Origin of the sequence: Dissulfurirhabdus thermomarina, from assembly GCF_012979235.1 — a bacterium.
GTDB classification, from domain to species: domain Bacteria; phylum Desulfobacterota; class Dissulfuribacteria; order Dissulfuribacterales; family Dissulfurirhabdaceae; genus Dissulfurirhabdus; species Dissulfurirhabdus thermomarina.
Genome location: NZ_JAATWC010000011.1, coordinates 37,819 through 50,500 on the forward strand (window position 1 = coordinate 37,819; position 12,682 = coordinate 50,500).

Sequence of the window (12,682 nt, forward strand, 5' to 3'; positions counted from 1 at the left end):
TTCTCGACCTGGGTCCCAAACCAGAAGGGCCGGGGGGAGTCCCCCCGGCCCTCTTCCGTGCAGCGGCCGCCCCGAGCACCAGGCCCTCAGCCCGCCCCCGGCTCCTTCCAGAGGTCCAGGTCGACGAGGCCGATCCGGGCGGCGTAGCGGACGAGCTCCATCTGGCTGTGGACGCCGAGCTTCCCCATGAGGTTGCTCCGGTGGTTCTCCACGGTCTTCGGCTTGATGTGGAGACGCGCGGCGATCTCCCGGGAGGGGACCCCCTCCACGATGAGCCGCATGACCTCCTGCTCGCGGCGGGAGAGGAGGCCGTAGCGGTCGTCCCGCACCCGCGAGGCCCGATCCGGGGCCTCGAGGAGCCGCCCCAGGACCTCCCGGGAGACCGCCCCGTCGAGGAAGTGCTCCCCGGCCAGGAGCGCGTCGAGGGCCTGGATGAGCCGTTCGCCCGTGGCCTCCTTCACGATGTAGCCGTGGGCCCCCGCCCGAAAGGCCGCGGCGATGTACTCGAACCGCCCGTGCATGCTGACCACCAGGATGCGGGCCGAGGGGGCGGCCCGGCGTAGCCCCCCGATGAGCTCGTGGCCGTTGGCGTCCGGGAGGGCGAGGTCCAGGGTCACGAGGTCGGGACGGAGGGCGGCGGCCAGGTCCAGGGCCTCGCGCCCGGTCCCGGCCTCTCCGGCCACCTCGAAGCGCCCGCTCCGCCGGATGAGGGCCTTGAGCCCTTCCCGGAAGAGCGGGTGGTCATCCACCAGGAGGACGGTCGGCTGCTTGGATTCCACGTCGTTCTCCACCGTTTCTGCGGACGGCCCGGACGGGCTGGAACGGGACCTCCACCGAGACGAGGGTGCCCCCGCCCGGGCGCGAGACCACCCGGAAGCTCCCCCGGAGAAGATCCACCCGCTCGGCCATCCCGGCGAGCCCCAGGCCGAAGCGGGCCTCCCGGGAAGCGGCCGCCACGTCGAACCCCCGGCCGTCGTCCTTGACCTGGAGCCGGAGCACCGGGTGCGTCGCCACCATCCGGACGCTGACCCGGCGGGCCCCCGCGTGCTTGACCACGTTGTGGAGCGCCTCCTGCACGATGCGGAAGAGGTTGATGGCGGTCTCCTCGTCCACCCGGACCCCGGCCATGCCGGCGGTCTGGAAGTCCACCCGCAGCCCGTGCCGCTCCGAGAGCTTGCCGCAGTACTCCGCGAGTCCCTCCACCAGGCCGAGTCGCTCCACCGCCGCGGGACGGAGGCCGGAAGAGAGCTCCCGCACCGCCCGGATGGAGCCCTCCACGTCCTCCCGGAGCCGGGCCGCCTGCTCCCCCAGGGGAGAGGCCGCCCCCCCGAGGTCCTCGTGCAACATGTCGAGGCCGATCTTGACGGCGTTCAGGCGCTGGCCGAGGTCGTCGTGGAGCTCCCGGGAGAGCCGGCGGCGTTCCGCCTCCTGGAGGGTGAGGAGCCGCCGCGACAGCGCCCGGGCGCGCTCTTCCATGGCCTTGCGAGCGCTGATGTCCCGGGCCACCACCAGCTTGGCGGGCCCTTCCACGCCCGGCATCCGGACGGGAAGCTCGGCCACCGAGAACCAGGCGCCGCTCCGCCGGTCGCGGCACTCCCAGTGGAAGGCGCCCCCGGGGGTCAAGGTGCCGGGCGGATGGCAGTCGGGGCAGGGCCGCGTCCGCCCCCAGCAGGCCCGGTAGCAGGGAGACGCGGCCAGATCCGCCCGGGCGTCCTCCTGCATGCGCCGGTTGGCGAAGGCGATCCGGTAGCCCGGGCCCACCACGTAGACACGGTCCTCCATGGCATCGAAGAGGAGGGACAGGGTCCGCTGGGAGGCCGCCATGACGTCGGAGATGCGCTTGCACTCCGTGGCGTCGTGGAGGACCCCCATGACGGCGGCCCCGCCGCCCATGGCCACGCGGCGGGCCCGCACCTCGATCCAGAAGGGATCCCCGCCCCGCCGGCGGGAAGGCTGGCCCCAGGCGACCTCCTCCGAGACACCCGACAGGAGCCTGTCGTGGTTCTCCCGGAAGAAATGGGCGCTCGAGGGGTCCGGGTAGACCTCGCCGAGGAAGTCCCGGCCCGCCAGGCAACGGCCGGGGTCGAGGCCGAAGACCTGGGAGAAACGCGGATTGGCGAAGAGGAGCCGGCCGTCGCGGACCACGTAGAGGCCGTCGGGAAGGCCGTCCGCCACGGCCCGGAAGAGCGCGTCCCGTTCCGTCATCTCGCCCCGGCGTCTCCTCACCCACCCCAGGACAGTGTGCCCCAAGGCGGCCCGAAAGTCAAAAGGAATGGATATATCAGAAAATTTCGCACATTCCGGCCCCTTTTCCCGCCTTGCGGGAAATCCCGCCCACCTGGGCCATATACCCCGTGATATGCCGCGCCGCAAACGCGATTCCACCCGCGAGTCACCCCCATCCTTCCCGGGAACCTGGGGCGGTCACCCCATGAAGCTCCGGGCGGCGGCCTTGCCGGCCGGCGGCGGCCGGCCCCTGGATCCCCGCGGGGACGGGGCCTTCGAGCCACCGCCCCCCCGGCGGCCGCCGCCGGGTCTGGGGGCTGGTACGGCTATTGCCTTTACCCTGGACGGCCCTTTCCCCCGTGATTCCACCGACGGCCGGGGCCGCAACGCCGCCCTCCCCCCATCTCGGGCGGTGCCGCGGGATCGGCCCAGAGGAGGTGATGCACACCGAGTGATGCAGCGTGGCGCCGGGCCGCCGGCAGTCGCGCCCCGGCCGGGACGGCGCGGCCCACGGGGTGGATACGCCCCGCCCGCCCGTCCGCCGTGCAGATCATCCGCGAGTTTCACCGATGAATGGAGGCCGGCCGGCGGCGCCACCGCGAGCGGAGCGCCTTCCGGCGCCGGGCCTTCGGAGAGAGGAGTCAATGGATATGGACACGAGACGAGGACACCGGGCCTCGGGCCTGTGGCTCGCCGGGAGCCTCCTCGCGGCCTTCGTGCTGGTGGCCGGGACGGCCTTCGCGGCCCATCCCCCCATCCAGCTCAAGACCTACGAGGAGCTCGGCGCCATGGACGTCGGCCCGAACATGCCCCTTCCCTACAGCCCGAAGCAGACCTGCAGCACCAGCGGCTGCCACGACGGCACCACCGTGGTGAACGGAAAGGTGCTGCTCAGCTACGGCGACATCGAGGCCCATGCCTTCCACTCGCAGCTTGGGAAAGACGAGTGGAAGGACACCGCCGACGGCCAGTTCGACTTGACCGCCAGCAAGCCCTGGAATCAGACCGGGGCCATGTTCGGCAAGTGGTGACCGCCGTCCCTTCGCCAGGTGGCGAATTTCATGGATCAGGATCCGGCGACCCCGGGCGTCCAGGACAAGGTCTACGCGGACAACGCGAGCTTCCTGGGCGCCGTGGACATGGCCGCGTGGGACATGGCCATGGCCTGCGGCAGCTGCCACGTCGGCGGCGGGTTCGTCGAGAGTGACCGGAACGGCCAGCGGCTCTCCATCCGGGCGCTCACGGACACCACCATCAACGCCTACATGAACTACGTCTCCGAGGACTGGGACCCGGCCACGGGCCTTCCCAACTTCAGCGTCAAGCGGGCGCCCTGGACCTACCCGGTGGAGCTCGACGGCAACACCAGCACCACGGAATGGATGCCCAACGTCCGCGAGATGGACTGCTTCTTCTGCCACCTCGAGGGCTACAACAACATGATGAGCTCGGTCATCGTCCAGATGGGCCTCCTGAACGCCGCCCCCATGGCGGGTTCCGGCCTCATGGACATGGCCACGGGCGGCTACAACACGGCCATGGTGGACGCCAACGGCACGCTGCTGCCCTGGGTGCTGGACCGGATCAAGGGCACCCCGCCCAGCGACAACTGCCGCCAGTGCCACATCCCGCAGTCCATGGCGACCCTGGCGGACATGATGACCAACTTCCTGGCCGCGGCCCCCATGTCGTACAACCCGGCCAATCCCATGTCGCTCACGGGTCTCGAGATGCCGGCCTACGACTTCGACGCACCGTGGGTGGACGGGACGGGACCGCTCTACTTCAACGCCAGCGACCAGAACGCCATCAAGAAGGCCATGGTGCCCTTCCCGCGCTCCGACTTCTTCAAGCGGGGCGACATCTGGGACGACGCGAGCCAGGAGGTCCACATCGGGCTCGGGTGCGCGGGCTGCCACATGGACACCGCCTCCCTGAGCCCCGACATGACCCAGTGCGACCCGGGGAGAGGCTACGGCCGCCTCTCAGGCGTCCGGCCCTCGTCCAGGAACACCGTCAAGCGGTGTGAGCACTGTCACATCACCGGGAAGAACGCCGACGGCGTGCCCATCCAGACCTTCGGCGCGCCCGACCCCACCCCCGCCCACAAGGCGGCGGGGTTGACGGCCCTCATCACCACGGCCGTGGGCGTCAAGGACGACGGAAACGGCACCCCCGTGGAATACACCTTCCCGGGCAGCCACCTCGACGTCATCGACTGCACCGTCTGCCACAACCACAAGAAGAGCATGGCGGTGCGGGCCCTCGACGCCACCAGCGGCAACCGCTACCCCACCATGATCGGGTTCGATCTCTCCAAGGGCATGCTCGGCATGTTCTCCGCGCCGGATCCGTGGGGGATGTTCGGCGGCGAGCTCCAGGAATGGACCCCGCTCCGGACCTGGTGGCAGAACGGCGACAAGACGCTGCCCGACGGCTCCATCAACACCGCGTGGCGCCGGAAGATCTACAACATCAACATGATCACCGCGGTGTTCTGGAACAACCGGGACCCCTCGGTGGACGCCAACGGCGACGGCGCCAACGCCACGCCCACCAACTTCGACCCGTGGATCCAGCGTGACCTCAAGGCCGGGATGACCTTCGCGGCCAGCGGCTTCGCGCCCATCCCCGTCGGCTTCGGCAGCGATCCTGCCTACGCCAGCGCCTACGACGCCAACGGCACCTTCACGGGCGCCTGGGACTGGGTCGGCGTCTACGGCGGCAACGTCATCTTCACCCGCCCGGACCAGATCGCGGCCTACAAGGCCTACCGGACGAGCCTCGGCGGGAAGCCCTGGGACGGCACCGAGCTCCTCTACTTCGGGGCCCCGTTCCAGGTCACCCACAACATCGCCGACACCAGCCGCTTCGCCCTGGGCAAGCGGCGGGCCGACGGCAGCTACGGCTGCAGCGACTGCCACGCGCCGGGCGCCGGGTTCTTCGACGGCGACTACGACATGACCGGAAACGGCGTCAACGCCAGCAAGGTGGGCGCCAACATGATGATGGAGCCCGCCGCCGACTTCGAGGTGACCGGCTACAAGGGGGACCTCCGGACCGCGTCGGAGCTCCAGACCAAGGACGGCGCGGGTGCCGATCTCCCCTTCGAGGCCAACGTCACCTGCCCGGACAACGACCCCCGCGGTTGCGTCCAGACCACCGACATGGACCGCGGCGAGGCCCTCTACCCGCACCTGGCGGAGACCGACCCCGCGGGATTTGCGGCCAAGCGGGCCTACCTCACGGACAACGCCACCATGACGGCGGCCAACTACGGGATCGGCATCGACCCCGTGGCGGTGATCGCGAGCATCAACGGCATCGTCCCAGATGCCAACGGCACCCCCATCGAGGTGGAAGTGGGCCAGCCCGTGACACTCGCGGCCGACACCACCGTGAACACCGCCGGCACCTTCACCTACAGCTGGATCTCCAGCGACGCGGCGGGGGAGGTCCTCCCCGGGGCCACGGTCTCGAAGACCTTCTCCACCGTGGGCACCTGGCTCGTCACCCTCAAGGTCACCGACGAGGAGGGAAAGCTCTCCCAGGTCTCCCAGAAGGTGAGCGCGGTGGCGCCGGCACCGGCGGCGGACATCTCCTACGTGGGCACCGCAAGCGGCGTCCAGACCATCCGCTTCGCCAACCTGCCCGCCCACACCATGCTCTACATCTTCTGGGGTGACGGGCTGAAGTCACGGGTCTACGACACCACGTCCCCCAAGGACGTGGACCACGACTTCCGCCTCTACGCCAAGTACGACAAGGGCGACCACTACGAGTTCAAGGTCACGGCCTACGTCTACGACGGCAGCACCCGGGTGGACGTCAAGCAGGCGGTGATCTCCATACCCAAGGCCGACAACCCCTAACCAACCTCACGGAAGGGCCAGCACCTTCCTCCAACAGCCGGGCCCCGGGGCGATCCCCCGGGGCCCTTTTTCGCCCGGGAGCTCGGTGGCCCCTTGGGTCTTTTGGCCCAGCGGCGGGCCATTTCGCTATGGGAAACGGCCGCCTGGCGGCACCCGGCGGCGCGAGGGCCCCGCCAGCAACCTAGATCAACTTGAAATAACAAGCATATTCTCCAACGCCGACTTCGGCGCCCTTCTTGCTTTCCCCGGGGCGAGCCGGTGCGGGCGCCGGGCCCCACCGGGAAGGGAGAGGAGCGCGCGATGGCGAAGAAGATCCTTTTTCTCCTTGTGCTGGCCTGCTCGGTCCTTCCGCCGGCGAGCCGGCTGGCTCTGGCCGACCATCCCGTCTACGGGGAAGACCCCCGGATGCCCGACCAGATCTACCTCGTCGGCAGGGGCGGCGCCCTGGTGAGCCTCGACGATCCGGCCGACGGGACCTACGACGGCCTGCCCCCCTACGACCCGGAGGCCACCTGCCGCGGCTGCCACGGTTCCATCTTCAACAACGAGGTGGCCAACTTCCATGCCTGCCTCGGGTGCAACGACCTGGTGCTCCCCCGCGGCACCCTCGACCCCGCCCGCCCGTGGATCTTCGGTCCGAGGAAGTTCGGCGGGTGGTGCCCCACCGGTTTCCGGCAGTGGGGCGACATCACCAAGACCTTCGCCAGCGAGGCGGAGTTCCTGGCCCAGGTGGACATGGGCTTCTACGACTTCATCCTCCAGTGCGGCACCTGCCACGTGGGCGGCGGCCCGGGGGTGCGCCACCCGCTGACCCTGGCCGAGCACGACGACGTCAACCGGGACCTCTTCTCCCTCACCGTCCAGAACTACTACGTCAAGGACGGCAACGTGACCCTGGCCAACTGGGTGCAGCTCGGCGGGGGCGGCGCCGGGACCCTGAAGCTCGACTGCCTGGTCTGTCACCTGGAGGGTTACGACATCCTGGCGAGGAACGAGCAGATCGTCCGGTACGAGAAGTTCAAGAACGCCCCGACGCTGGGGGCGGGCCTGGCCGCCATGGACCCCGCCGCGCCGGACGGCGCCAGCATGGCCTACGACGCCTTCTACGTGGCGCGCAACGGCAGCAACCACCTCTACCTCGGGCGGAACTTCCTCCAGCGGATCAAGCGCACACCGCCCTCCGCCAACTGCCTGAACTGCCACATGCCCAGCGTGGTGGAGGGGGAAGACGCGGCGGTCTCCGGTGACGCCTGGAAGCGGGAATTCTTCAACACCGGCACGGTCCCCAGCGACGACCCCGAGAACCCCGATCCCCTGGCCGCCGCCAACAGGCGCCCGGCCGGCTTCCGCAACGACTTCCTCAAGCGGGGTGCCACCTGGCGCACCGACGAGGTGCACAAGTTCATGGAATGCAGCGGCTGCCACCTCCAGACCGCCAAGTTCCAGACCGACAACGCCACGGCCCCCGGCTACCTCCACAGCCCGGGCAAGGGGTACGACCCCTTGAAGGATCCCATTGGCGGCGAGGGAACGGTCAAGTTCTGCACCGACTGCCACGTCCTCTTCGGAGACCTCGACGGCGACGGGGTGAAGGACATCGAGATCTTCGCGCCGCCGGACCCGCGGCCGCGGCACGCGGCGGCGGGGCTCTCCGCGGCCATCATCGGGACCGCCCGCCGGATCGGGGCCAACGGGCAGGAGGAGACCTTCCGCGGCAGCCACATCGACGTGATCGCCTGCACCGTCTGCCACGTCTGGAAGCAGTACACGGCGGCCCGGGCCTACGACTTCAGCACCGGCGGCCGCTTCTACACCTTCGACGGGAACCCGCCGGACGTGGCCGGCGGCCCGGAGACCGTGACCATCGCCTACACCTGGCGCGAGAACACCCCCGTCCGGGTATTGCCCGACGGCTCGCCGAACCCCATGTGGCGCCGGCAGGTCCATCCCTTCAACTACGTCACCTCCATCTACTGGAACAACACGGGCACCAAGGACGCCAACGGCGACGGCTTCCGCTCCGGGGACTCCAACGGCGGCACCACCGTCCTCCTCGACCCCTTCTTCGGCCGGGTGGCCCGCTCCCACTTCCGTTACGACTTCGTCAACACCGCCAACGACCGGGTGCCCAGCGGGCTGGCGGGGGTCCCCGCCTACGACGAGCGCAGCGAGTGGGCCATGGCCAACGCGGCCGGCGGGGTCATGTTCACGCGGCCCGGGGAGATCGACGCCTACCAGGCCCTTCTCTCCGGCGAAGACCCCGGCTACGCCCCCCAGCTCCGGCTGGAGGCGAAGCCCTACCTCCTGGTCCACAACGTGATGCCCATCAAGGGGCCCAACGGGCACGTCCTCGGCAAACCCGTCCGCGACGACGCGGGCAACATAGTGGCCTACGGCTGCGGCGACTGCCACGGACCCTCCGGGGTCGTCTACAACGGGGAGGTGAACCTCCTCGGCAAGGGCATCGACATCGCCACCGGCGCGGAGGCCCCCCTCGCGCTCTCCTGGAGCGATCCGGGCGACGTCTCCGCCGAGGCCGAGTACTGGGATGCGTTCGGCAACCGCCACGTGCTGGACTGCACATCGGGCAGCACGCTCCGGAACCCGAGGCGCTACGAGCTGTTGGGATTGTCCGCCACCGAGGCGGCCGGCCTGGACCTAGTCACCGCGGCGGACAACGGGATCGGGGTGGACCCCGTGGCGGTGATCGCGAGCATCAACGGCACCGTCCCCGACGGGAGCGGCACCCCCATCACGGTCCGGGTGGGCGAGCCCGTGACGCTCGCGGCGGACACCAGCGTGAACACCGCCGGCTACATCGACTACGGATGGATCTCCAGCGATGCGGCGGGGGAGGTCCTCCCCGGGGCCACGGTCTCGAAGACCTTCTCCACCGTGGGCACCTGGCTCGTCACCCTCAAGGTGACCGACGAGGAGGGAAAGCTCGCCCAGGTCTCCCAGGAGGTGAACGCCGTCAACCTACCGGCGGCGGACATCTCCTACGTGGGAACCGTAAGCGGCGTCCAGACCATCCGCTTCGCCAACCTTCCGGCCCACACCATGCTCTACATCTTCTGGGGGGACGGGCTGAAGTCACGGGTCTACGACACCGTCTCACCCAAGGACGTGGACCACGACTTCCGCCTCTACGCCAAGTACGACAAGGGCGACCACTACGAGTTCAAGGTCACGGCCTACGTCTACGACGGCAGCACCCGGGTGGACGTCAAGCAGGCGGTGGTCTCCATCCCCAAGGCGGACAACCCCTGAGCCGGTTCGCCGGCCTGCCGCACGCGGGGGCCCGGCCGTCCGGCCGGGCCCCCGCCTTTTCGACAAGTGTCAAGGGACGCCAACTTTTACGAAGTTAGGGGACGTCAAGTTTTACGATTCCCGTCCGTGGGTCTTGGCCGCGAGGGCTTCACCCCTGGCGGCCGGGCAGGCGGAAAAGAAAGTTTGCTGTACATACAGCTGACACATATGTGTAGTCTCCTCCTTTAGCGGTAATTTAGTCTGCGGGCTCAAATGCTTCAGTATGGGCGATGAGACCTTTCTTCAAAAGGATATCTAAGTGTTACCCAACTTCAGATTTGGTTAGCGACAACCCTGAGATAAAGGCGTCAATGACCACCATTGCACCAGAATCAAAAAAGGGCATCAGTATTTTGAGAGTGGTGTCACTTAATTCTGCTTTTGTCTGTTGGACAGCCTCATGTTTTTCTGATTTCATTCCATGAATACTTTTACGTGTCTCTTTTTGATCTTCTTTGTTTCTAAACTTGTCCCAGAAAAAGCATACAGATGAGATTACCCCAAGCAATGTTGCGATGGCCAGCGAAATTTCCATGACTTTAAATCAACACAACGGCGCCGTGGGAACGCCTTGAAGTAAACACACATGAGAAGTGCCCCTCGTTTGTTCAGACTCTCAGAGACGCCATGCGGGATTCCCCCCGGGGACAGCCGCGCCTCGCCGGATCAGCCGAACTCGCCCATCCACTTTTCGATTCCAGACCTTGAAGAATTCGCAGGTGAAGCCCACCGCCCAAGCCTCCCCTGGTCCCGGACTGCAAACGCCGCCCCCGGCCCTTCCGCCGGGGATGGCGCCGGCCCGCGGCCGTGGTTATAGTGCAGGCGTCATGGACCTCCACGCCACCATCCGCCACGTCCTGCTCCTCACCCCGCCCATCCTGCTGGCCGTGACCGCCCACGAGGCGGCCCACGCATGGACGGCGGACCGGCTCGGGGACCCGACCCCCCGGCGGGCGGGGCGGCTCACCCTGAACCCCCTCCGCCACCTCGACCCGGTGGGGACCCTGGTCTTCTTCCTGACCCGGGCCATCGGCTGGGCGAAACCCGTCCCCGTCAATCCCTACCACTTCCGGGACCCCCGGCGGGGGATGCTCTGGGTCTCCCTGGCCGGCCCCGCGGCCAACCTGGCCCTGGCCGCCGCGGGCGCCGCGCTCCTCCGCGGGCTCGCCGCCGGACCGTCGGGCGTCATCCACCTCCCGCCGGGGGCCGCCTTCCTCGCCCCCCTGGTGGCCATGCTCCAGGTCGGCATCCTCGTCAACATCGGGCTCGCGGTCTTCAACCTCCTGCCGGTCCCGCCCCTGGACGGCAGCAAGGTCCTGGAAGGGCTGCTCCCCGAGGGATTGGCCGAACCCTGGCGCCGCTTCGAGCGCTACGGCTTCGTCCTCATCCTTTTGCTCGTCTTTACAGGGGTGACGGGCCGGATTATAGTCCCGCTGGTCTTCCGCATCTACGGCCTCTTCATGGGACTCCAGGCGTGACTCCTCCCCCAGGTACCGACACCGAGAACCGATCCGTTCGGGTGCTGAGCGGCATGCGCCCCACCGGGCGGCTGCACCTCGGCCACCTCCACGGGGTCCTCCAGAACTGGCTGCGCCTCCAGGAGGCCTACGAGTGCTTCTTCTGCGCCGCCGACTGGCACGCCCTCACCACCTGCTACGAGTCCCCGGGCGGCATCCCCGCCGACACCGAGGAGATGGTCCTCGACTGGCTCGCGGTGGGGATCGACCCGGAGCGCGCCACCGTCTTCGTCCAGTCCGACGTGAAGGAACACGCGGAACTCCACCTCCTGCTCTCCATGATCACCCCCGTCTCCTGGCTGGAGCGGAACCCCACCTACAAGGAGCAGCAGCAGGAACTGAAGGAGCGGGACCTGGCCACCTACGGCTTCCTCGGCTATCCCGTCCTCCAGGCCGCGGACATCATCATCTACCGGGCCCACAAGGTGCCCGTGGGGGTGGACCAGCTGCCCCACGTGGAACTGACCCGGGAGATCACGCGGCGGTTCAACTACCTCTACGGGGAGACCTTCCCGGTGCCCGAGGCCATGCTGGCCGAGGTGGCGAAACTGCCCGGGCTCGACGGCCGGAAGATGAGCAAGAGCTACGGCAACGCCATCTTCCTCTCGGACACGCCCGACGAGGTCCGGCGCAAGATCGCCACCATGATCACCGACATCGAGCGCCCCCGCAAATCCGATCCCGGTGACCCCGAGAACCGGTGCGTGGCCTTCAACCTTCACCGCCTCTACGTGGCGCCGGACCGGCGCCGGGAGATCGTCGAGGCCTGCAAGGCGGCCACCCTCGGCTGCGTCCCCTGCAAGAAGGAACTCGCCGAGGCCGTGGTCCGCGCCCTGGCCCCCATCTGGGAACGCCGCACGGCCCTGGGAGACGACAGGGAAGGCCTCCACCGGCTGCTGCGCCGGGGGGCGGAGCGGGCCCGGGACGAGGCCCGCGCCACCATGGAACAGGTCAGGAGCGCCCTTTGGAGCCCGAGTGCCAGATCCGGCTAGAGGCCTTTGAAGGTCCCTTGGACCTTCTCCTCCACCTCATCACGAAGAACAAGCTCGACGTGACCGACATCCCAATGGCGCTGGTCACGCGCCAGTACCTCGAGTACATCGAGCTCATGCAGGCCCTCGACATCGTGGTGGCCGGGGAATACCTGGTCATGGCCGCGACCCTCATGCACATCAAGTCGCGGATGCTGCTGCCGCGGCCGGAGCCCCTCTCGCCGGAGGACGACCCCCGCCTCGAGATCGTCCGCCCGCTCCAGGAACTCATGGCCGTCCGTGCCGCCGCCGAGCAGCTGGAACGGCGGCCGCTCCTCGGCCGGGACGTCTTCACGCGGGGACGGCGCCTGGAGGAGAGCCTGGCGGAGATGGGGATCCCCGTCTCCGGCGCCGAGGCGGAGGCCTCGCGCCCCATCGAGGCCAGCCTCTACGACCTCCTGGACGCCTTCCGGAAGGTCCTGGGCAACCGGAGCCTGCCCCACGTCCTCGAGATCGCCCGGGCCCGGGTGAGCCTGTCGGAGCGGATGGAGGAACTGTCGGCGCGCCTGGCGGCCGCGGGCCGCCTCCGCTTCTTCGACCTCTTCACCCCGGAGGACCTCCAGGTCACCATCGTGACCTTCCTGGCCATCCTGGAGCTGGCGCGGCTGGCCCAGATCCGCCTCCTCCAGGAGGTCCCGGGCGGCGACATCCTCATCCTGCCCCGCGCGCCGGAGCCGGAAACCGCCGAACCCGCGGCGGCCCACGGATCGTAGGGAACGGCGGCGGG

At 68.8% G+C, this 12,682-nt stretch carries 9 protein-coding genes; 6 read left to right on the plus strand and 3 right to left on the minus strand.

Translation table 11 applies throughout. The features are described 5' to 3' along the window. Positions 1-86: 86 nt before the first annotated feature. Together HCU62_RS10790 and HCU62_RS10795 are read right to left on the minus strand one after the other, a co-directional pair. Complete coding sequence (locus tag HCU62_RS10790) at positions 87-779, minus strand: response regulator (protein ID WP_163297583.1); 693 nt, start codon at positions 777-779, stop codon at positions 87-89. Beyond that, positions 742-2,205 carry a PAS domain-containing sensor histidine kinase gene (locus HCU62_RS10795; protein WP_163297584.1) on the minus strand — a complete coding sequence of 488 codons (1,464 nt, stop codon included), beginning with the start codon at positions 2,203-2,205 and terminating at the stop codon, positions 742-744. Before HCU62_RS10795 ends, HCU62_RS10790 begins: the two co-directional genes overlap by 38 nt. A 671-nt stretch (positions 2,206-2,876) precedes the next feature. Here HCU62_RS10795 and HCU62_RS10800 point away from each other — a divergent pair. The 3 genes from HCU62_RS10800 (at position 2,877) to HCU62_RS10810 (ending at position 9,368) form a co-directional block, all read left to right on the plus strand. After that, positions 2,877-3,257, plus strand: coding sequence for a cytochrome C (locus HCU62_RS10800; protein WP_163297585.1), 381 nt, complete (start codon positions 2,877-2,879; stop codon positions 3,255-3,257). A 30-nt stretch (positions 3,258-3,287) separates the two neighbouring features. Continuing rightward, the gene (locus tag HCU62_RS10805) at positions 3,288-6,098 is read left to right on the plus strand and encodes a PKD domain-containing protein (protein WP_163297586.1); all 2,811 of its coding nucleotides are present in this window, start codon (positions 3,288-3,290) and stop codon (positions 6,096-6,098) included. A 300-nt stretch (positions 6,099-6,398) separates the two neighbouring features. Then, entirely contained in the window at positions 6,399-9,368 is a 2,970-nt protein-coding gene (locus tag HCU62_RS10810) for a PKD domain-containing protein (protein ID WP_163297587.1), read from the plus strand. Positions 9,369-9,669: 301 nt separating this feature from the next. On the opposite strand, the gene HCU62_RS10815 is transcribed toward HCU62_RS10810, so the two are convergent. Beyond that, positions 9,670-9,942: a hypothetical protein gene (locus HCU62_RS10815; RefSeq protein ID WP_163297588.1), complete on the minus strand. Its 273-nt coding sequence runs from the start codon at positions 9,940-9,942 to the stop codon at positions 9,670-9,672. Positions 9,943-10,234: 292 nt separating this feature from the next. On the opposite strand from HCU62_RS10815, the gene HCU62_RS10820 reads away from it, so the two are divergent. The 3 genes from HCU62_RS10820 to HCU62_RS10830 are packed head-to-tail and all read left to right on the plus strand — an operon-like array spanning position 10,235 to position 12,668. Continuing rightward, positions 10,235-10,885, plus strand: a complete 651-nt coding sequence (locus tag HCU62_RS10820; RefSeq protein ID WP_163297589.1) for a site-2 protease family protein — start codon at positions 10,235-10,237, stop codon at positions 10,883-10,885. After that, positions 10,882-11,916: a tryptophan--tRNA ligase gene (gene trpS, locus HCU62_RS10825; protein WP_309474753.1), complete on the plus strand. Its 1,035-nt coding sequence runs from the start codon at positions 10,882-10,884 to the stop codon at positions 11,914-11,916. Before HCU62_RS10820 ends, trpS begins: the two co-directional genes overlap by 4 nt. Before the next feature lie 17 nt (positions 11,917-11,933). After that, the gene (locus HCU62_RS10830; RefSeq protein ID WP_163297590.1) at positions 11,934-12,668 is read left to right on the plus strand and encodes a segregation and condensation protein A; all 735 of its coding nucleotides are present in this window, start codon (positions 11,934-11,936) and stop codon (positions 12,666-12,668) included. Positions 12,669-12,682 lie beyond the last annotated feature (14 nt).

Bases quoted from the DNA above. Each gene is read 5' to 3' on its own strand.
- HCU62_RS10800 (WP_163297585.1), top strand. From the start codon at position 2,877: ATGGACACGAGACGAGGACACCGGGCCTCGGGCCTGTGGCTCGCCGGG.
- HCU62_RS10820 (WP_163297589.1), top strand. From the start codon at position 10,235: ATGGACCTCCACGCCACCATCCGCCACGTCCTGCTCCTCACCCCGCCC.
- HCU62_RS10805 (WP_163297586.1), top strand. From the start codon at position 3,288: ATGGATCAGGATCCGGCGACCCCGGGCGTCCAGGACAAGGTCTACGCG.
- HCU62_RS10810 (WP_163297587.1), top strand. From the start codon at position 6,399: ATGGCGAAGAAGATCCTTTTTCTCCTTGTGCTGGCCTGCTCGGTCCTT.
- HCU62_RS10815 (WP_163297588.1), bottom strand. From the start codon at position 9,942: ATGGAAATTTCGCTGGCCATCGCAACATTGCTTGGGGTAATCTCATCT.
- HCU62_RS10795 (WP_163297584.1), bottom strand. From the start codon at position 2,205: ATGACGGAACGGGACGCGCTCTTCCGGGCCGTGGCGGACGGCCTTCCC.